This is a genomic window from Akkermansia sp. AE01SA01 (assembly GCF_036417395.1).
Classification (GTDB): domain Bacteria; phylum Verrucomicrobiota; class Verrucomicrobiia; order Verrucomicrobiales; family Akkermansiaceae; genus Akkermansia.
Genome location: NZ_CP143890.1, coordinates 2,471,725 through 2,492,277, shown reverse-complemented (window position 1 = coordinate 2,492,277; position 20,553 = coordinate 2,471,725). Strand labels below are relative to the sequence as shown.

At 54.6% G+C, this 20,553-nt stretch carries 17 protein-coding genes; 10 read left to right on the top strand and 7 right to left on the bottom strand.

From position 1 onward, the window contains the following. The first annotated feature begins 5 nt into the window (after positions 1 to 5). The 5 genes from V3C19_RS10050 to V3C19_RS10030 all read left to right on the top strand — a co-directional run bounded on the left by V3C19_RS10050 (position 6) and on the right by V3C19_RS10030 (position 3,765). Positions 6 to 1,289: a peptidase U32 family protein gene (locus V3C19_RS10050; RefSeq protein WP_295934621.1), complete on the top strand. Its 1,284-nt coding sequence runs from the start codon at positions 6 to 8 to the stop codon at positions 1,287 to 1,289. Between the two features lie 209 nt (positions 1,290 to 1,498). Next, positions 1,499 to 1,846, top strand: a complete 348-nt coding sequence (locus V3C19_RS10045) for a hypothetical protein (RefSeq protein ID WP_302388549.1) — start codon at positions 1,499 to 1,501, stop codon at positions 1,844 to 1,846. Between the two features lie 659 nt (positions 1,847 to 2,505). Then, a complete protein-coding gene (locus tag V3C19_RS10040) occupies positions 2,506 to 2,778 on the top strand; it encodes a type II toxin-antitoxin system Phd/YefM family antitoxin (protein ID WP_130084855.1) in 273 nt (90 codons plus the stop codon). Between the two features lie 18 nt (positions 2,779 to 2,796). Beyond that, a complete protein-coding gene (locus V3C19_RS10035; protein WP_295934627.1) occupies positions 2,797 to 3,051 on the top strand; it encodes a Txe/YoeB family addiction module toxin in 255 nt (84 codons plus the stop codon). 285 nt (positions 3,052 to 3,336) lie between these two features. After that, positions 3,337 to 3,765: a hypothetical protein gene (locus V3C19_RS10030; RefSeq protein ID WP_130084857.1), complete on the top strand. Its 429-nt coding sequence runs from the start codon at positions 3,337 to 3,339 to the stop codon at positions 3,763 to 3,765. Between the two features lie 645 nt (positions 3,766 to 4,410). Here V3C19_RS10030 and V3C19_RS10025 read toward each other — a convergent pair. Next, a complete protein-coding gene (locus tag V3C19_RS10025; RefSeq protein ID WP_154301928.1) occupies positions 4,411 to 4,935 on the bottom strand; it encodes a hypothetical protein in 525 nt (174 codons plus the stop codon). 299 nt (positions 4,936 to 5,234) lie between these two features. Then, a complete protein-coding gene (locus V3C19_RS10020) occupies positions 5,235 to 5,693 on the bottom strand; it encodes a hypothetical protein (RefSeq protein WP_330937084.1) in 459 nt (152 codons plus the stop codon). A 442-nt stretch (positions 5,694 to 6,135) separates the two neighbouring features. On the opposite strand from V3C19_RS10020, the gene V3C19_RS10015 reads away from it, so the two are divergent. From V3C19_RS10015 to V3C19_RS10005, 3 genes are read left to right on the top strand one after another with little or no spacing between them, the layout of a single operon-like run. Next, the gene (locus tag V3C19_RS10015) at positions 6,136 to 9,681 is read left to right on the top strand and encodes an SUMF1/EgtB/PvdO family nonheme iron enzyme (protein WP_295934635.1); all 3,546 of its coding nucleotides are present in this window, start codon (positions 6,136 to 6,138) and stop codon (positions 9,679 to 9,681) included. Between the two features lie 9 nt (positions 9,682 to 9,690). Further along, positions 9,691 to 11,553 (top strand): hypothetical protein, encoded by a 1,863-nt coding sequence (locus V3C19_RS10010; protein WP_295934637.1) that lies wholly within the window; start codon positions 9,691 to 9,693, stop codon positions 11,551 to 11,553. A gap of 18 nt (positions 11,554 to 11,571) precedes the next feature. Next, a complete protein-coding gene (locus V3C19_RS10005; protein WP_295934639.1) occupies positions 11,572 to 12,696 on the top strand; it encodes a Rid family hydrolase in 1,125 nt (374 codons plus the stop codon). Between the two features lie 126 nt (positions 12,697 to 12,822). On the opposite strand, the gene V3C19_RS10000 is transcribed toward V3C19_RS10005, so the two are convergent. Beyond that, positions 12,823 to 13,437 (bottom strand): hypothetical protein, encoded by a 615-nt coding sequence (locus V3C19_RS10000; RefSeq protein WP_295934640.1) that lies wholly within the window; start codon positions 13,435 to 13,437, stop codon positions 12,823 to 12,825. 251 nt (positions 13,438 to 13,688) lie between these two features. Continuing rightward, positions 13,689 to 14,717, bottom strand: a complete 1,029-nt coding sequence (locus tag V3C19_RS09995; protein ID WP_130084866.1) for a hypothetical protein — start codon at positions 14,715 to 14,717, stop codon at positions 13,689 to 13,691. A 205-nt stretch (positions 14,718 to 14,922) separates the two neighbouring features. On the opposite strand from V3C19_RS09995, the gene V3C19_RS09990 reads away from it, so the two are divergent. Continuing rightward, entirely contained in the window at positions 14,923 to 15,306 is a 384-nt protein-coding gene (locus V3C19_RS09990) for a hypothetical protein (protein WP_295877391.1), read from the top strand. A 211-nt stretch (positions 15,307 to 15,517) separates the two neighbouring features. Further along, positions 15,518 to 16,840, top strand: coding sequence for a hypothetical protein (locus V3C19_RS09985; protein WP_295934643.1), 1,323 nt, complete (start codon positions 15,518 to 15,520; stop codon positions 16,838 to 16,840). 428 nt (positions 16,841 to 17,268) lie between these two features. Here V3C19_RS09985 and V3C19_RS09980 read toward each other — a convergent pair whose 3' ends face one another. Genes V3C19_RS09980 through pstA form a run of 3 tightly spaced genes read right to left on the bottom strand, consistent with a single transcriptional unit; the run spans position 17,269 to position 20,545 of the window. Beyond that, entirely contained in the window at positions 17,269 to 17,943 is a 675-nt protein-coding gene (locus V3C19_RS09980) for a phosphate uptake regulator PhoU (protein ID WP_295877385.1), read from the bottom strand. 28 nt (positions 17,944 to 17,971) lie between these two features. Next, entirely contained in the window at positions 17,972 to 18,751 is a 780-nt protein-coding gene (gene pstB / locus V3C19_RS09975; protein ID WP_295877382.1) for a phosphate ABC transporter ATP-binding protein PstB, read from the bottom strand. Between the two features lie 39 nt (positions 18,752 to 18,790). Next, positions 18,791 to 20,545: a phosphate ABC transporter permease PstA gene (gene pstA / locus V3C19_RS09970; protein WP_295934646.1), complete on the bottom strand. Its 1,755-nt coding sequence runs from the start codon at positions 20,543 to 20,545 to the stop codon at positions 18,791 to 18,793. Positions 20,546 to 20,553 lie beyond the last annotated feature (8 nt).

Genomic DNA, 20,553 nt, shown 5'->3' with positions numbered 1-20,553 from the left:
CTGCCATGTCCCCTCAATCCCGGATGGAAATCATGGCTCCGGCGGGTTCGTTCGAATCCCTGGCCGCTGCACTTCAGGGCGGTGCGGACTCCGTGTACTTTGGCGTAGGAAAGCTGAACATGCGTTCCCGCGCCACGGCAAACTTTGCGGAGGAAGACCTGCCGGAAATCGTGGCCCGCTGCCATGAAGCGGGGGCAAAAGCCTACCTGACGCTGAACATCATCGTGTATGATGAGGAACTGGAAGCGGTGCGGAATCTGTGTGCCGCCGCCAAAGCCGCCGGAGTGGACGCCGTCATTGCTTCTGATCTGGCGGTGATCACCCACGCGCATTCCATCGGGCTGGAGGTGCACATGTCCGTGCAGGCCAACGTCTGCAACATGGCTTCCGTCAGATTTTACGCGCAGTATGCGGATGTGGTCGTGCTGGCCCGGGAACTGACGCTGGCGCAGATCAGGCGTATCATTGACGGCATCCGGAATGAAGAAATCTGCGGACCTTCCGGCGATCTTCTCCGGGTGGAAATCTTTGCGCACGGCGCCTTGTGCGTGGCCGTATCCGGCAAATGCCACATGAGCCTGGCGGCTTACAATTCTTCCGCCAACCGCGGAGCCTGTTTCCAGAACTGCCGCCGCGCCTACCGCGTGACGGATGAGGAAACGGGCAACGAACTGGTGATTGACAACAAATACGTAATGTCCCCCCGGGACCTGTGTACTGTCCAGGTTCTGGACCAGATTCTGGATGCCGGAGTCTCCGTTCTGAAGCTGGAAGGCCGGGGGCGTTCTTCCGACTACGTGCGGACGGTGACTTCCGTGTACCGGGAAGCGGCCCGCGCGTGCCTGGAGGGAACCTTCTCTCCGGCCAGGGCGGATGCGTGGATGGAGCGGCTGGAGTCCGTCTTCAACCGGGGATTCTGGAAAGGCGGTTACTATCTGGGTGTAAAATGGGGGGAATGGAGCGGCTCTGCGAACAGCCGCGCCGCCCTGCTGAAAATCCACATTGCCAAGGTCGGCAACTTCTACCGGAAGAAGGGGGTGGCGGAAATCTGCCTGGAGGCGGGTGCGCTCTCTGCGGGCCAGACCATTCTCATTGCCGGCCCCACCACGGGAGCCGTCCGCGTGGTGGTAAAGGCCATGCGGAAGGAAACGGAAGAAGGCATGGTCCCCGTGGAATCCGCCGGAAAAGGGGAAACCGTGTACATCGTGGTCCCCGAACAGGTCCGGCGCCGGGATAAGGTCTATCTGCTCCGCCGCCGGAGGCTGGAAGACGCGTCCGGGAATAATTGACGGATTATGTTGATTCTCTTTGCCGGTGTCATATATGATTCATCCTGTTTTTTTGTTTTATTTATGAATCATGTTCAAATGGATTCTGTGACGAGGAATTATTATTTTTAATGATAGATAGTAAAGAATTTCCTTTGCCACATATAATAACCATAGAAAAGCATATTAGGGCAGACGACATACACAGAATTGCGGTGTCCTTCATTAAAATGAAGGAGGACAAGGCCGAACCCGTACCCGGTTATTTCATCCACAAGGATGCAAATGACGATCCGGTCATGACCGATGAGGTGCTTATCCCCATCAACCACAATACCAAGGAACGCAAAGAAAGCTGGAAAGGGTATATCAAGGAAGAGAATCTGGGAAAACATTATTTCCGCATTGACGGAGACGATGAACTGACCCTGAAGATCCCTCATGCCAAAGTCAATATCATGACCGGAGGCGGCTCCCTCACCCCCGAAAAGGCGAAGGCCATGCTGGAGCGAGGCTTTTATTACTGCGAACTTGGAGTACACCAACAAGGCCTACAGGCCGTAAGCAAGGTCCTATGAAGGATGCAAAGCCATCATGAGTACGGAAGCAATGCCTCCCGAAGGCAAATACGTGAAGAACGATACCACTAAATCCGCCCTTGCCGAAGGGATGCTCCTGAAGCTCATGAAGCTGGGGTTGGGATGCCGTATCGACTGGCCCAAGGAAGCTACAGCGCTAGTCTGGTGGACGACTGCGTACTTCCAGAGTATCACTTCCTCTTCGATGAAATGGCGAAGGGTGAGACAATGTCAGTAATCTTATTCCTTGCCGGAAAGCCGGCCATTGCGGAAAATATGATCTTATCTTCCAGCGTAGTGTTGAGGGAGAACGCCGTTCACCGTTGCTCTGCTGACGAATAATTGTTTAGCAAACCATGCGTAAGTTTTTCGATTTCTCTTGAGCCATATTATGATCTCATCTGGCGACATATTCTTGATTCTTAGGCTCATATCGCTGAAAGTCAAAAATATTGAAGCTACATTGTCTTAATGAGTATTTTTGAATCTTGACACTAATAATCTTGATGATTGCTCTTGCTCAAGAGTATCCCTTCCAAGCTATAAGAACACTACCTAGCCATTTGTGGCTAGGCAGTGTCTTTTTGACGTTCTTATGAGAATTGAAGAAGCCTGTTTTTGTACAAAAAACTTGTACAACTTTTCGGTACATATAGGTCATGAGTAACGATACAATATCATGTTCTGCCGCTCGACAAAATCTGCCAAAGCTTGTAAAGGGCGTTGTTAACGATTCAACTCCTGTAGTCATTAAAAGCAGGGTGGGAAACGTTATTCTCCTGTCTTTCGAGGACTATTCCTCCTTGCGTGAAACAGCCGAATTGATGCGATCCCCGGCAAATGTCCGGCGCATCATGGAGGCTCGCACGGCAGTTGACGAAGGCAAGGCGTTCGAGGTTTCTCAGGAGGAAATAGAGAAATCGTTCCAATGATTTGTGTAAATAGCGTATATGAATACGAATTACGCAATCAAATGGACTCCCCAGGCATGGGAAGATTTCCAGTATTTAGCTAAATACGAAAAACGGTTGGCTAAAAAGGTATTAGCCTTATTGGAAGAGTTGAAAACAGATCCTTTCAAGGGCAACGGAAAGCCGGAGCCTTTGAAATATGCTCTTTCCGGCTGTTGGTCCCGACATATTGACTGGGCCAATAGATTAGTATACGAAATCAGAGATACAACAGTCTATATCTTGAGTACATGATATCACTACGACAAATAGAAGAGTTCCACGATGGAAGATGTTCAATTAGAGTTATTTACTAAATTTTTCACTCTTGAGAAAGGGGAATCAAATACTCTGGAACTGTTTGATTTTTGTACCCCATTCCTCAACCAGAAAAATGTATACGCACAACCATGGCTGCCTATCGCTGAAATGGGATTTTTTCACAGGGACAACAGCTATCTACGGTAAATAACACCCGCGCACATAAAGAAGGGAGAAGAAACTTTTGAGTATTACCCTTCCAAACGTGAAGAAATAGTAATGTACGCATTACGCTACCTGGCAGCGCAACAACAAATAGAATGCCAAGTAGAGAAGGATGAGGAACTCGTCACAATCGCCTTCACGCTACATCAACTCAGAAACGAGTTAAAAAGAATAGGGCATGGCTATAATTGGCGTGAAATTTCTGAAGCGATTGAAATCTTATCGAAGGCATCTCTTTCCGTCGGCTTTGACGTAGGTAAAAGACAGTTTGAATGGACCGGAACATATCTCTCAAACGTAAGAAGCATGAATAAGGCAGGTGGAAAAGTAACTGGTGAATCATGCCGGATAGTCACGTTACATCCTATTATCAACAAGGCTATTCTGTCGGCTTCAGTCCGTCTAATTAACTACGAAAGGGATATGAGGTTAAAATTGCCTTTATCCAAATTGATTTATTGCCGTTCCTATCGACTGGTATGAAGTCGCCAATGACAATAATGGGATTCCACCCAAAAGGGACTTCGGTACTTCTCAAGCGTAACCGCTGAGGAGTTCAAGCAGATTGCCTGCATCATTTTTGGGGAACAGTCCCAATACAATGAGCAGGAATATCTTGTCATTGCCTCCGTATGCCGTAACCGTTGGGGACGGGGACGCCACGGCAGCATTGACAATCGTACGCCTGTCAAGACAGTCGCCGAAAATCTTGTAAAAAAATCGTGGGACAGTATGGGAGGGCGCCAGTACACCAAGGCTATGGAAGGCACACTGAATGCGGAGGAATGCCCTAATCTGGAAAAAGCCAGGGAAACGCTTGAAAAGTACTAGGAATGGTGGAAGCTCCCTATCCTTATGACCGTTCCGTGTCGCGCCCCGGTGACTTGGATCCGAGCAACTATGTCACGATAGGCGAACATGACTTCTACAAGAACAAGCAATTTCGCTCCTGTGCGAAGCCCGATGGATGGGATGAGATGCCGATTTATCCGGGGAGTCCCCTCGATAAGTAACAAATCATCTCTGTTTAACCTCAACGGGCCAGATTTGGACAGTCTGGCCCGTTTTTATGGCTGGAACGATTACCCCGGAAAAGACCGTCCCTGCGGGGACGGAAGAGGACAGGGGCTATCGTTCCAGGAAACGCTTCCATTCCTTTTCCAGGTTCTCTGGCTCCACGCCGTCCAGGTGCTCCTGCTTCTTTTGCATGAAGGACACTTGAGCCTGGGGAATAGTAAACGAAAAATGTTGACTGATGGAGGTCTTTCCCGGAAGCCCCCTGGCGCCTTCCAGCATGACGGTGAGGCCCGTTTCATCCAGCAGAATGCCTTTTTTTAACAGGTCCGTCCATATCGTGTATTTGGCGATGGGAACCATGGTTCCCTGCTCATTTCTTTTCAGGCACCAGAACGTATAACACATGCAACTTGCTCCCGTATCCTCCCAGATAACGGCCAGGGAACGGTCGTCGTTCCATATGATGGGGTTGGACGTAACCTGATAAACCCTTCCACTAAAGTCGATGTCCGGCAGGAAAGCGTCCCTGGGATCTTTTACAGGCAGGGGCGTGGCGGAGGCATTTTCCGCGCTGTTTCCGTTTATAGGGAACAGCATGGCTGTTCCCGCAAGCATATATATCAGATTTTTTTTCATGGCATCTTGTATCAAGTTCTTATTAAATCGGCTATGCAGGGCAAGCCATTGTCTGCGTTAATATGATAAAATCACCTTAAAAACAAGGTTATTTCCTGTTCCGGAAATACATGGCAGGCCAAATCCTTGCGCATGAATTGCAAGATACTTGCTATAAAAATCCCCCTCTCTCCGAAACGGAGCAAAGTCTTGTTTTCTAAGCCAAAACGTTATTCCTGCCTGCCATGTACGAGAAAAAATTGCCTTTTGATATTGATTGCGGATAGCGGTGGCGATTGCCTGTCCGTTCAGGTACCGGGTCAGGGCGGAGATGTCCGCCTGGGTAACGCCGTTATTGGCACCGGCGTCCACGGTGATGATGAAGGTTTGTTCCAACTCTGAACGACGGTGCCCGGCGTGGAAGTCATTTTACTCAGCGAATAGCCTTCCGGCGCAAATCCCCAGCCGTCGTTGTCGCCTTTAGTGTAGTTGACTTTCAAATTCCAGTTGCTGAATTCCCCCAGACCGAACAGGACGGACCAGTTGGTAGTGCCTTCCCCGTTCAGACTGGCCTTGACGACAAAGCTGAAACTATTGTTCAAGGAAAGGAGGGAGGCATTATCCCTAAAGGTCAGCCGGGAATCGCTGGAATTGTAAATGCCGTCCGTGACGGAACCGCCGCCGAAGGACGGTGTGATGCCGGAATAGGAAGCTCCGTTGCAATCCGTTACCGCGATATTGTCCGCGTTCGGTGAGCTGGAAGTCCCGGTAAAGGACATATCCCATATCAGTGTCGCTGCTGCCTGGACCGCATGCAAGGTGCCAAGCATGGCTGTTCAGGAGAAAAGAAGCAGTGTCTTTTCATGAATTTCAAATTGAAAATGTGGTTAATATTATTATTTTTATAAGTTGAAATGGTTATTCTGCGGATTAACAATCCGGATGTCAACGCGTTTTTTAAATATTAGACCGTTAATGACTTATGAAAGGAGAAACAGGACAGTAATATTTCCTCAGAAAAACAACCTGAGGCAAGGTGTGAATCCAGGAAAATTCAAAGAGAAGATAGTGATATTTCCATTATCCTGATTGTTAATCCGCGGCGCTTGCTTGTTTGCCCTTATCGACCCGGATTAGAGGTAAAACAGCGTCCGGGAGAGAAATATAATTCCAGGTGAAGGAAAAAAGAGATGCTGTGCGTAGTATGTAAAACTGTGTACCATGTTTGACTATTGTTCCATTCTCCGCCTTTCCTTCCTGGGCTGTGCCGTGATGTGCTCCGGCGTGCTCCAGGCTGCCGGCTTGCAGCCGTGGCTGCGGGATCTGTCCGGAATTCCACTTCCTGAATCTGGGAAGGACGCGAATGAATGGATGAAAAAATTATGGAGCCGTACGGCGGATTATGTGGCGTCTGTTCCCGAGCTGGAAGCCGCCGATGACTGCGGGGATGCCATGGTGATGCTGGCTCCGGTATTCCGGGCGTGGCCGGATCCGGAAGCGGCGGGGGCAAGCCTGGCTAAAATTCTTTCCCTTCCCGTGGAGCAGGCGGGGCCCCTCTCTTCATGGAATGACCTGATGAAGCATGAAGACGCCATTTTGAAGCAAATCCGCTTCCTCAGACTGAAAAAGCTGGCTGCCCGTTATGATGCGGAAGCCATCCGCCGTGCCGTTGCCCGCAACCGGGAAAAATATGGAGAACGGTATCCGGATGCCGACAAATTCCTGGCGCGGCTTGATGCCTGGGAAAAAAAGCTGGGGCCTCTTCAGCCGTGGATTGAAAAGGCGGGACCGGACCAGGAGGATATCCTGAGGGAACTGGTGGAATTGCGCAAAAAAGCTCTGATTGACTCCCTGCCGGAGCGGGATTCCGTCAGGGAATGGGTGGCGGTGCGGCGGTTCAACCCGTCCGGCGGAAGCACCTTCAACCATGACCGTCCGGCCAACTGGCAGGGCATCAGCAGCATGCCGGGACCCGGACGCGTGTACCGTAGCGGCATCGTGAAATTCAGCGGCACATCTTCCTCTTCCCCGGCGGCCCGCCTTTTGGAGGACGACCGCTGGATGGGGCATCTGGAACTGGATTTTTCCGGGGAACGGCTCATGTTTACGGGCAACCGCTTCGGAAAAAAGGAACAGCGGCCCTGGGACGTTTTTGAACTGGATTTGAAGACGGGCGGGAAGGAAAACCTGACCGCCCACATGCCTGCGGATACGGACAGTTACAACTCCTGCTATTTGCCGGACGGGCGGATCATCTTCATCAACACGTCCGGCATGCAGGGGGTGCCCTGCGTATCCGGTCAGGACTATGTGGGCAATATCCATTTGTATGACCGGGAGAAAAAGACGACGCGGCGGCTCACCTTCGACCAGGACAACAACTGGTTTCCGACGATGCTCCCGGACGGCCGCGTGATGTTCCTGCGCTGGGAATACACGGAAAGCGCTCATTACTTCAGCCGCATCCTGATGCACATGAACCCGGACGGCAGCGACCAGAAGGAATACTACGGCTCCAACTCCTACTGGCCCAACAGCCTGTTCAATGCGCGGCCCCTGCCGGGCAGGCCCGGCATGTTTTCCGGCATTGTCAGCGGCCATCACGGCGTGCGGAGGCTGGGGGAACTCGTTCTCTTCAACGTGAACCGGGGACGGGCGGCTACCGCGGGTGCGGTGCAGAAAATTCCGGGCTACGGAAAGCCCGTGGAAAACGTCACCAAGGACAGGCTGGTGGATGAACTGGATACGCCCTATTTTGCGGAGCCGTACCCGTTGAATGCGGAATCTTTCCTGGCCGTTTCCGCTCCGTCCGGCAAGGGGGGAGTGACCAACGTGGTCTGGTGCGACGTGTACGATAATATCGTTCCCCTGACGGCATCCTCCTACTTCATTTATGCCGACCCCACACCCTTGAGGCCGCGAAAAAAGCCTCCCGTGTTGCACGACCGCGTGAAGCCGGACAGCAAAACGGCCACGGTATATATTTCCGACGTGTACCGCGGCCGGGCCATGGAGGGCGTGCCCAGAGGTGAAGCCAGGTCTTTGCGCATATTCATGTCCGAATACAGTCCGCGGGACACGGGCAGTCATTATGCCATGGGCATGGAAAGCAACTGGGATTTGAAGGTGCTGTACGGAACGGTGCCCGTGAATCCGGATGGGTCCGCCATTTTCACCGCCCCCGCCAACCAGCCTTTGACACTTCAGGTGCTGGACGGGCAGGGACGCGCGCTGTCTCTGATGCGGAGCTGGTTCACCGCCATGCCGGGAGAAACTTTGAGCTGCATCGGCTGTCACGAGCAGCAGAACGCCGCACCTCCGGCCAGGCCGGTCATGGCTTCCCGGCAGAAGCCTGCGGACATTGTCCCGTGGTATGGGCCGGCCCGCACGTTTTCCTTCGTCAATGAGGTGCAGCCGGTGCTGGACCGCCATTGCATCCGCTGTCATTCCGCAGAAAGCAAAAGCAGGGAAGGAGTTCCGGATTTCATGACTCTGGAGGCCGTCAAAGGCGCTCCGGCGCCGGGGTCCGTGGCCTATTGGAACCTGCATCCCTACGTGCGCCGCAACGGACCGGAAGGGAACTATCTGGGGCTGGCCCCCACGGAATTTGCCGCGGATACGTCCGAACTCTACCAGTTGCTCAAAAAAGGGCATCATCATGTGGACATGCCGGAGGAAGACTGGCACCGCCTGGTGACCTGGATGGACATGAACGCTCCCTATCTGGGCGAATGGCCCGGAGAACGCAATGAAAACCTGCTGAAGCGCCGCTATGACCTGCACAGGATGTTCTCCGGAGTGGAACGGAACTACGTGACCATGAAGGATTCCCGTTTCCGCAGGGATGCCGGGGCGAATATGTCCCATAGCGGATGCTCCGTTCCTTCGCTCCGCGGAGAAAACATACCCGTTCCGTCCCCGCAGAATGAAACGCTGGCGCTGGATTTGGGGAACGGCGTCAACATGGCGTTCCGCCGCATTCCGGCGGGAGAATTCAAGATGGGAAGCGAGCTGGAAACTCCCGCGGAAAAACCCGTTGCCAAAGTGCGGATGGAAAAGCCGTTCTGGATGGGGGAAGCTGAAGTGACCCTGGAGCAATACCGCCAATTTGACCCGGAATACCTCAACGGCTGGTACGACATGCACTACAAGGACCAGGTCAGGCCCGGATATGACATGGACGCCAATCCGCAGTTCCCGGTCATCCGGGTGCCGTGGACGAAGGCCATGGAATTCTGCCGCTGGCTTTCCGCAAAAACCGGTAAAAAAGTGACTCTCCCCACGGAGGCGCAGTGGGAATATGCCGCGCGGGGCGGGACGGAGACGGACTTCTTCTTCGGCGGCCGTGATTCCGATTTTTCCTCCTATGCCAATCTGGGAGACGTGACGCTGAAGGAACTGGCCGTTTCCGGCGTGGACCCCAAGCCGATCAGGAATCCCAACCGTTTCTGGGACTTCGTACCCAGGGATGAGAAATTCAATGACGGAACGCTGCATCTGGCCCCGGTCAAAAGCTACAGGCCGAACGCCTACGGGTTGTACGACATGATCGGGAATGCCGCGGAATGGACCCGTTCGGAATACAGGCCCTATCCCTGGAATAACGGGGATGGCCGCAATGAAAGCATGGATTCCTGCGTTCCCCGCGCCGTGCGCGGCGGCTCTTGGTATGACCGCCCCAGGCGGGCCACGTCCTCCTGGCGTTGGGGATATCCCGGCTGGCGTCTCGTGTACAACGTGGGCTTCCGTGTGATTATTGAAGACTGATTGACTGCCATGAAGATGAAACATATGCTTCCCTATTTTCTTGCCGCAGCCTGCTGCCTGCTGGTCCTTGTCTCATGCAGGCAGGAACCGGACTCCGGGGCCGGTCCCGTGGCTCCGGTGGATGTCAAGGTTTATGGAAAACTGGCTGCCGTTCTGGGGCATGAGAGCAAAAAGCTGGAACTGGTGGACCCCGGTTCGGGGAAAGTGGTGAAAAGCATCAGCCTGTCCGGGAAGCCCAACGGCATGGCAATTGACGGAAATATCGCCTATGTGGCGGAAGGCGGCCCCGGAGGCATGGTGGAAGTGGTCGCTCTGGACACGGGAACCGTGAAGGGAGCCTTCCCGGCAGGGCATACGCCCATGTCTCCGGTGGTGCTCAATGGTAAATTGTATGTGGCCGCCAGATTCGATTCCAAGATTGTGGAAATGGACGCTTCTTCCGGAAAAATGCTGAATTCCTGGCCTGCCTCCCGTGAACCGGTGGCCCTGGCCGTCTCCCCGGACGGAAAGAAAATATGGGCGGCCAACCATTTGCCCGCAGGCGCGGCGGACGGGGACTTCACTGCGGCGGCGCTGACCCTGGTTGAGAACGGGAAGGCGGTTCATTTCCCCCTGGCCAATGGAACGCAGGGTGTGCGGGGCATGGCCGTCAGCCCGGATGGCCGCTACCTGGCCGTGGCGCACGTGCTGAGCCGCTACCAGGTGCCGACGACGCAACTGGACCGGGGCTGGATGAACACGAATGCCGTGACCATCATGGACACGGCATGTCCGGACAGGCCGCATCCCGTCCTTCTGGACGATCCGGACGCGGGTGCCGCCAATCCGTGGGGCGTGCTCTTTTCCCCGGACGGAAGCCGCCTGCTCGTCACACATGCCGGCACGCATGAACTCTCCGTCATTGATTTTCCCGCATTGCTGGCGCGCATGAAGAAGGAGGACCGGTCAGGGAACCCCGTGTCCGAAAGGCTGGGATTCCTGCACGACATCCGCACCCGCATCCGCCTGCCCTTGAACGGTCCCCGCGCCCTGGCTTCCGACGGGGAAAATGTTTATGTAGCAGGATATTTCTCCGATACGCTGGCACAGGTGCCGCTCAAGGCGGACGCCGTTCCCCGGAACATTCTCTTGAATGCGGAATACCGGCCTTCCAGGGACCGGCTGGGTGAACAGTACTTCAACGACGCCTCCCATTGCTTCCAGGGGTGGCAGAGCTGCGCCACCTGCCACCCGGACGCCCGCGTGGACGGCCTGAACTGGGACCTGCTGAACGACGGCATGGGCAATCCGAAAAACACGCGCACCATGTTCCTCTCCCACCGGACAAGCCCTGTGATGAGCCTGGGCGTTCGTGCGTCTGCGGAAGTGGCCGTTACGGCGGGTTTTGTGCATATCCAGTTCATGGAGCCGGACGGAGACCTGGCCGCATGCGTCAACGAATACCTGAAAAACATGAAAGAGGTTCCCAGCCCGTTTTTGATGGCTGGCCATCCTTCCCGCCCGCAGACAAAGGAAACCGGGTGCGCCCAGTGCCATATGCCCGGCGTGGAGCGGGGGGCTCTCACGGAATCCGCGCGCCGGGGCAGGGAAATCTTCAAGACTGCCGGGTGTGCCCAATGCCACCCCCATCCGTATTTCACGACCAAGGAACTGGTGGCCACCGGAACGGCGAAAGGGCTGGATGAAGGCAGGAAAATCCTGGTCCCTTCCCTGGTGGAAGTCTGGCGTACCGGTCCCTATCTGCATGACGGCCGTGCGAAAACCATCCGGGAAGTCATCACCGTGCACAACCGGGGAGATATTCGCGGAAAAACGAGCGGTCTGAACGACAGGGATCTGGAAGACCTGGTCAACTACGTACAATCCCTTTAAAGGGAAGAAAGAGAAGGTATGGCTGGAAAATTACGGGAAATATCCGTATGGGATGATGGAACCGGAACAGGGGAACGTTTCTTCTGCATGACTGCGGAACCGGGCGGAAGCTTTGAGGAAGAGTTGCATTCCCTGATGGACAGGTACCGTGAATCGGGTGGGGACGGAGGAGACGAGTTCCTGCTGCGCTTCCATGTCAGCGATCCTGCCCGGCAGTCGGAACTGCTGCGCCGTGTGGTGAAAGGGCGCCGTTCCTATGTTTCCATCGTAGGACAGCCCCCGGCAAACGGTTCCCGCGTGGCGTTGGAGGCATGGCATCTGGGCGGCATGCTGGGAAAAAGCAAGAAGGAAACGGAAGAAGGAACGGTACTGGTGGCGCGGAGGAAGCATTACCGCCTGATTCTGGCAGGCAGGAAAACGGCCGCCGCATGCGGCAGCCACGGCCAGATGCAGGAGGAATTCCGCTGGCTGGACCGTGTGGCCGCCGCACAGGGTGGAACCGTCCCGGCCCTGGTCCACCGCACCTGGATTTACTGCCGGGACATTGACAACAATTACCGGGGGCTGGTGGAAGGCCGCAATGAAAGCTTTGACCATTACGGTCTGACCCCGGAGAGCCATTTCATTGCCAGCACCGGCATTGAGGGGTGTACGGAAACGCCGGGGCGCCTGCTGCACATGGACAGCCTGGGCATTGCCGGGCTGAAGCCGGGGCAGGTCAGGTACATGGAAGCTCCGGACTACCTTTCTCCCACGCACCTGTACCGGGTGGCTTTTGAACGTGGCGCCCGCATCGTGTACGGCGACCGCTCCCATTACTTCATCTCCGGCACGGCCAGCATTGATGCGGCGGGGAACATCCTTCATCCCGGGAATGTGAAGCGCCAGACCGTGCGCACCCTGGAAAACATGCATGCGCTGATGGAACGGAGCGGCGGAAGCCTTTCCGACCTCAAGCAGGCCGTTGTGTATTTGCGGGACTGGGCGGACAGGGATGTGGTCGGCCGTGCGCTGATGAATTCTCCGCTGGCGCACGTGCCGCACCTGCTGTTGAAAGCACCGGTCTGCCGTCCCGGCTGGCTGGTGGAAGTAGACGGCATCGCCGTCAATGGAGCGGGAGATTCTTCTTTTGCTCCCTTGTGAACGGCAGCCGTTTCCCGCGCCTGCGGAAATTCAGGGCTGTCCCGTTCTCCTGGAAAAATCGGTTTCCGGCATGTGCGCTGCCGGGCATTCAATCGGACCGTCGGGGGGCTGAATACCCCCACCCTGTCAAGGGCGCATTCTTTTCTTTCTGCCTGCTCCCTTGTACAGGAATTCCGTTTTGGGCTCACGTCCAACGGTACGGTCGATCAGGTTGGGAATTTCCTTGTCGGAATATCCGGCCAGTTTGATATATTTCCTTACCAGGGCCGCATTTCCCGGAAAATATTCTACCAGTAAATTTAAAAATGTTTTTTCCAGGGAATCCGTGCGCATTTTGGCGGCATTGTTGCGCAAATCCTCAGTGCTGATTTTATTGTGAATCAGAATGGATTTGAAATTAGCCTGGTTGATGTCGATTTTCCGGTCACGGTAAAGCAGCCTTTTCTTTTCTTCCTCTTCCTGGAGCTGCCGTTTCTGTTTTTCTCCCAGATCCGGATCATAATTTTGTTTGATGTCGTGAAGAATTTTAGCGGCATAAAGGGCATACAGACCAGCAATTTTCTCACGCGAGACGGACAGCACGGCAGCAAGCCTGTCTATATCCTGCGTGGCTATATACCGGGCCGCGCTTGTCTTGACGTCGTAATCCAGTGTCTTGTCCTCTCGCCAGAAAGCGGGAATTTCCGGAGATGCGTCCATTTGGAAAAGGGGCGCCGCCGCAATGTAATAAAAAGTCCACATCTCGTTTTGGCATTGTTCCGTATTTTTGTCCTCAACCCTGCCATTCTCCTTCAATAGTTTTTTTGATCTTTTGTAAAAATCTTCCAGTTTTCCCTGGGCCAGAAGATCCTTGAGACCGCAGGCGGAATATTGCGAATGTTTAATAAAATCAGGATAAGGCGGTTTTTCCACGTTTGGATTCAGGACTGCCGGAGCGCCATGAATGAAAGAAAGGGACAACAGGCCGCAGAATAAACATGCAAGGAGGCTTTTCATAAAAATTTGGTCAGGGTTTCCGGTTTTCTCTTTGAAGTATAATATTGCATTTTGATAGCTGTGCGTTGAACGCCGCGTCCGAATTTGGTAATTTTGACGGTTACTCCTTCTTCATTGGGGGCCGACCACGTAAACAGGAAGCGCTGGTGCTGCGTAGTGATGTCCAGAAGCGGTTCAGACATGCGGCTGGTGCTGAATTTGCTGACCCATGTCCACTCCTGGGGCAGGTCCTTGCACTGGTTCATGGATTTGGGAGAGCCAATATTGTCAATAAATACATTCCGGTTATTGACATTGCTCCAAATGGGCATGGGTTTGTGCTCGCTTCCCATTTCGGGAAGGGGATCCGGAATGTTTTTTAAATGCGTTTCCAGCATTTCCACCTTGTGAAAACTCACATCCGTGGGGTGGAGAGTGATTTCAAGCTTGGCAGAGCAGCCCGTTTCCGTAGGAAAAGCCTCGAAATTCCATTCATCGTATCCTCTTTTCCCCGTGCTTGGATTTTTGGCATGCTGGGCGGTGACTTTTTGATGGCCCTCAATATCGGCTTCCGGAACAACGACTGTAAATTCTATTTCTTTAACCATGTTGTGTTCAGTCGTGGCCTGGACGACCAGTTTTCCTCCTTGAACGGAATAAGGGCTGAGCTTAAGTTTGACGGGGTTGCCCATTTCTTCATCCAGCTCTCCCAGATTTTCTCCTTTCAGAATGGTCCATTTGATCTTTTGAGCATTCCCGATGAGGGAATCTTTTCCTGTCAAAAGAAGATCGACGGATTCTCCTATGCCCAGCCTGGTCCGCTTTCTGTCGTCCGCTTCATCTCTGGGCGGTTCTTTCCCCTCTTCTCTCGCAATATGAATATCGGCTGATAATTCATCCGCCGTTGATTCGATTTGAAGGGCTCCCGTATCTTCATCCTCTGCCTGGATGGGAGGCAGTGCGGCTAATCCAATCAGATACACGGTCCATTTCAGGGAAAGGAAGGAACTGGTCATGGGATGGAAAAACTCTCTGATAAATTCCATGAAAGAGCTTTTTTTCTCCATTGTCCACAAATAATTTTTATAAAATATGGATTAATTTGCAATCTAACAATTATGTAAGGTAATTAAAAAATTGATGATAAATAAGAAATATTATAAATAGCTGTTCCTGCCGGAAATGGCTGAATAAAAGGAAATGGCCGATTTCGCTTGTTATCCCCCGGGAGGGCGGCTACCGTATCTTTGCATGATGTACCGTCTCAACACAGACCGCCTGGTACTTTTTTCCGTGCTGTTGTGGGGTCTTGTCCCTCCGGGAGTCTTTGCATGGGGCAGCAATCCGCCCACTCCCGACAATGTGAGGTGGCTGGACCAGTTCTGCTCCAGTTATGTGGAATTCCTGACCATGGGAGGGATCCTCGGAATCATCATCGGCTTTGTGTGCGCCGCTTTGATCTGGCTCGTGCACCGTCTCACCTGGACGCGGAGTGTCAAGATAGCCGTCCTGTTCCTGCTGTCCGCCGTGATTCTGATCTTGTACGGCGGCTCCTTGTCCTTTGCGCTGTTCTATTTGCCTCTCGCCCTGATCAACCCTGCTGTGTACTGTTTCAGCGTGAGCAGGGCGGAATGACCGGGAAAAGGGGCGCTTAAGGCGCCCGGTTCTTTTGGCATGCACCCTCCGGAAGAGTGGGATGGAATGGTTTTTTTTGATTGACGGTCAATGAATAGGGTGATAATTTATAATGAATAAATTGCCGCTCCCTATGAACAGACTGCTTTCCGGCATTGCCGGCGGACTCATTTCCTTTTCTTCATTCCGTCATGGCTTGCTCTATGTTGTCATGGCCTCTTTGCTGCTCCCGGCAAGCTGGGCGGAGGAAAAAACGTGCATGCAGCTTACGCCGTCGGGCTGGAAGGAGAGGAAGGACAGAAAAGACGAGTATTTATTGCCGGTGCTGAAGGAAAAAACAGGAACCTTGCCCTTATTGGACGGAGGAGTATGGAAGCAGGAAGACATTGTTCCTCCCGAAGGGAGCGTGGCGTGCGGAGACAAATTTCTTCTGCCCGGGTTGAAGGGAATGCAGAATCGCTGGCTATTGATGGACCGGGAAGGAAATGAATGCGCCCATTTGGATGTGTATTTGTTTGAGTCGGAAAAGATGGCGAGAAAGGAATTTATTCTTGAGCGCGAATCGTTCTCCCAGCTGGGAGATCTTGTTGTCTGGGGGAAGGATGTGGCCGGAGAACGTGGAACCTGGTGCATGTACCGCTTATCCGGAAAAAGCGTGGACTGTCCTGAGTTTGCTGTGCGGGGAAATCTGGGAATCAATTTCTGGACGGGCGGCCGGGATTTTTCCATTTCCCTGCCGGAAGTGGAACAATTATTTGATTTGTTTCTGGACAGGAAAAATCATATTGCCGCCGGAGAGGAGCTAAACCGGGCGTTGGAAAAAAAACGGAAAAGGAGGGCGGAATATGATAGAGAAAAGAAGGAACAATACCTCATGGATGAAAAAATAGGTCCGGAGGAACGACGCCGGATGGACCCCTGGTACGGGATGCCTGAATTATGCCGGACGATTGCCGGATTTGGCAGGGAACAGGCCCCCGTGGATTTGCTGAGGCATGAGGAGGTTTTGAGTGAAGAACTTCAAATTCCCAATGTTCATGAGGGCTGCATGCACTTTGCCCTGTTTCACGGAGAGTTCGAACATGGACTCTATCTTGGCATGTTTCAAGAGTTGCGCCATGGCGCCCATGCCGTGCTGAACCCTGTCACCCCCTGGGATGATACGCTCACCAGGTCGGACTTTATAGAAATCCTGGTGGCGTATGCGCGCAGCCGGAAGGAGGCGATGGAGCTGCTGCTGAAATTGCGCTTCTACGATCCGAGGAACACGAAGCGTGATCCGCGCGACGTGGCGGCTGCCACGGTAGTGAAGCCGGGGAAGGTAGGAGATTTCGACCTGGGATGCGGTCCCGTGCTGGGTCCGGACGGGGCGTTGGTGAAAGGGAGCGAGCAATCTGCGGTGTATTTCCTGAGAGGGAATACGGCCGTCATGGTTTTGTCCACAGATCCCGGGTACTCCGTTCTGGGGATAGCCCGGAAACTGGATGCTGCGCTGGAAGGCAAAGGCGACGCTCCCGTTTCCCAATCCGACTGACCGTTTTTTATTTGTGCGACATCAAGTCGTTGTGAACGGGAAAATCATGGGTCCTCTGCCTGTATTTTGCGGGCGCCATATCCGTTTTATGGCTCGCCTTCCGTTGCGTTCGATGCGGAAATTCAGCTTGAAGTTCTTTTCCGGTGATAAGCGGAGATGGGAGAAGGCGGTCATCCATCCGTTTTATTCCGTCGCAGGGCGGGAGTTCAGGGTTGAGGTACATGATTTATCAGGGGAGGGGGCATGCCGGAGCCCGGATTGTTCAGAATAGGGAGCTTTGTTAAAGTGCCATGTGTCCGGAGAAAGGATGGGAATGCGGTTGAAATTTCGTGTGACCGCCTTGCCTGATGATGCCATTCCGGCAGGCGGTTGCTGCGGGGAAAAGCACGGGACGGCATGCGGAGGCATCCGTCTTCTTTTCCGTGAGGTCATTTATCCCTGCCGTGGCGGATGTCCGTGGCTTCCTTCAGGAAAACGACGGTGGCGGCAATGGTTTTGGCGATGTCTCCGATGCGCTCGATGGAGCGGATGATGAAGAGCAGGTTAACATTGAGAAACGGTTGTTCCGCTTCCGCCGGAGTGACGAGACTGCCCAGGGCCTTGCGGTGGGCCTTGTCCAGCTCCTTGTCGCGCAGGCGTACTTCCCGCGCCGTTTCCATGTCCTGTGTTTTCAGGCTTTCCACGGCGTCCCTGAATTCGGAGACGGCCATGTTCAGCAGGGGGAGAACGATGTCCGGGGCAAGGGATTCCTGCCGCTTAATGGAAGCTTTGGCATGCCGGGCGATGTCGGCGACTTCCTCCGCGCATTCGCGGAGCTTGTCCGTACAGCGGGAGAGGGAGAGGACCAGGCGCAGGTCGGAGCCGAGGGGGTGGAACTGGATGAGGACGGCGGAGCAGAGGGAAAGAATCTGGCGCGTTTCTTCATCCAGCAGTTCATCGTCCGCAATGATGCCGTTGGCTCCGTTCATGTCCGCGTTCGAGATGACATGTTCCAGTACGGCCATGTGTTCCAGCAGGCTTTCGCAGACGCAGTTGACGCGGGTCTGGATGTTGTTCAGGGCCAGATCGTAGTGAGGGAGGATGTGGTTGCCGGGAGGTGTCATGAGGTGAATGGCTTGGAAGTTGGGCTTTTTAGCTGAAACGGCCCGTGATGTAGGCTTCCGTTTCTTTTTCCGCGGGGTTGGTGAAGATTTGGGACGTTTTCCCGTATTCGACGAGGCGCCCCATGTACATGAATGCGGTGTTGTCCGCAATGCGGGTGGCCTGCTGCATGTTGTGGGTGACGATGACGATGGTGAGGTCTTTTTTCAGGTCTTCCATCAAGTCTTCGATTTTCAGCGTAGCGATGGGGTCCAGGGCGGCGCAGGGTTCGTCCATCAGCAGTATTTGCGGGCGGTTGGCAATGGCGCGCGCGATGCACAGGCGCTGCTGCTGGCCGCCGGAAAGGCCGTAGGCGCTTTCATGCAGCTTGTCCTTCACTTCGTCCCACAGGGCGGCTCCTTTCAGGCTGCGCTCCACTGTTTCATCCAGTTCCGCGCGGCTGTTGCGTCCCGCCACGCGGAGGGGGAAGACGATGTTTTCATAAATGCTTTTGGGGAACGGGTTGTATTTCTGGAAGACCATGCCCACCCGCTTGCGCAGGGAGATGACTTCCACGCGCGGGTCGTACAGGCTGGTGCCGTCTATGCGGATATCCCCTTCATGGCGCACTTCCGGGATCAGGTCGTTCATGCGGTTGATGTTGCGGAGCAGGGTGGATTTCCCGCAGCCGGAGGGGCCGATAAGGGCCGTCACCTTGTTGGATTCAAAGGTCATGCCGATGTTGAAGAGAACCTGCTTGTCTCCGTAATGGAAGCAGAAGTCCTCTACCTCGATGATGGGATCGTCGTCTGCGGCGGATGGTTCAGTCATGGGAGGTGGAAATAAGGGGTGGAATGCGGCGTTTCCGCGTCAGAAACTGGACGCCGCGTATTTCTTGCGCAGGCGGTTGCGGATAAGGATGGCCGTGAGGTTCATGACCACCACGAGCAGGATGAGCAGCAGGGTGGTGGCGAAGACCATGGGCTGCGCGGCGTCCGAGTCCGGGGACTGGAAGCCCACGTCGTAGATATGGAAGCCCAGGTGCATGAATTTGCGTTCCAGATGGATGAAGGGCTCTTCTCCGTCAATGGGCAGGGACGGGGCCAGCTTGACCACGCCCGTGACCATCAGGGGGGCCACTTCCCCCGCGCCGCGGGCCATCGCCAGGATCAGCCCGGTCATGACGCCCGGCAGGGCGCTGGGAAGAATGATGCGCTTGATCATCTGCCATTTGGAGGCCCCGCAGGCCAGGGCCGCCTCCCGCAGGCCGCGCGGCACGGCGGAAAGCGCTTCCTCCGTGGAGACGATCACGACGGGCAGCGTCATCAGGGCCAGCGTGAGGGAGGCCCACAGGATGCCGGAGGTGCCGAAGGTGGGCGTGTTGTCCACGGCCAGTTTTTTCCAGTAGAAGAGTTCATCAATCGTGCCGCCCAGGTAGTACACGAAGAAGCCCAGGCCGAAGACGCCGAAAACGATGGAGGGCACGCCCGCCAGATTGTTCACGCAGATGCGCACGGCCTGCACCAGCGTTCCCTGCCTGGCGTATTCTCTCAGGTAGATGGCGCCGATGACGCCTACCGGGGTGACCAGGGCGCTCATGAGCAGGGTCATGATGAAGGTGCCGAAGATGGCGGGGAAAATGCCGCCTTCCGTGTTGGCCTCCCGCGGATCATCCACAATGAAGTGGTACAGGTTGTGGAGAAAGACGCCGCATTTGCCGAAGAAGCCCAAGTCGTTTGAAAAGTAGCCGTATACGACCTTGTCCAGGCTGATTTCCTTCTTTTCTCCGTCTCCCAGGGAATAGACGAGCGTGTCGCGGCCCTGCTGCGCCCGGAGTTTGCCCGCTTCCGCCGTGTATTGTTCGTATTCGGCATTGAGCCGGGCTACTTTTTCATTGAGTTTGGCCAGTTCTTCCACAGGGTTGTCCACATCCCTGACGACGGGATTCTGTTTGAGCGCGGCGGTCTTGGTTCCGTTTTCCTCCCGGATGTCGTAGGAACGTTCAATGGCCTTGATGTCCAGCCGCGCATCCGCCAGTCTGGTGTTGACGGTTCCTATTTTTCCGGTATCTATGGCCTTTATTTCCTCCCTCAGTTCCGTTTCATGGTCCAGCGCGCGGCGGAAGGCTTGCACGAATTCGGGGGATGAGGCCGGAATGGTTTCTCCGGAGGCCAGCTGGAGTTCCAGCGGCTTCACCAGGGCCTTCCCCCCTTCCATGCGTTCCAGGCAGAGAAGCCCCTGGGGCGTGGAGGAGGCGGAGATGTTGTGCACGTCCACATAACGGTAGGATTGCCCGTAGGTTTCCTTGCTGCCGGTGAAGAGCTGGTATTCCCGGATGTCCTTGGCGGTAGAGCCGGGCTGCGTGGGGTCCGCCGGAACGTGGCGTGTCTGGTCCTTGGTGATGCTGGCGTACAGGGTGGCCGGTTTTTCCCCTTCCGTGGCGGAGGACACGGTCAGTTCATGGATTGTCTTGGGCCAGAAGGCCTCCATGCCGTTGACAAGGATGATGCCCAGCAGGCCGAAGATCATGATGAGGCCCACAGAGATGCCTATGGAGGTGATCCAGATGTTGGCTTCTCCCAGGGGGCGTCCGGGAGCGGAGGGAAGAGTGAAATCCGGTTTCATGGAAGAGG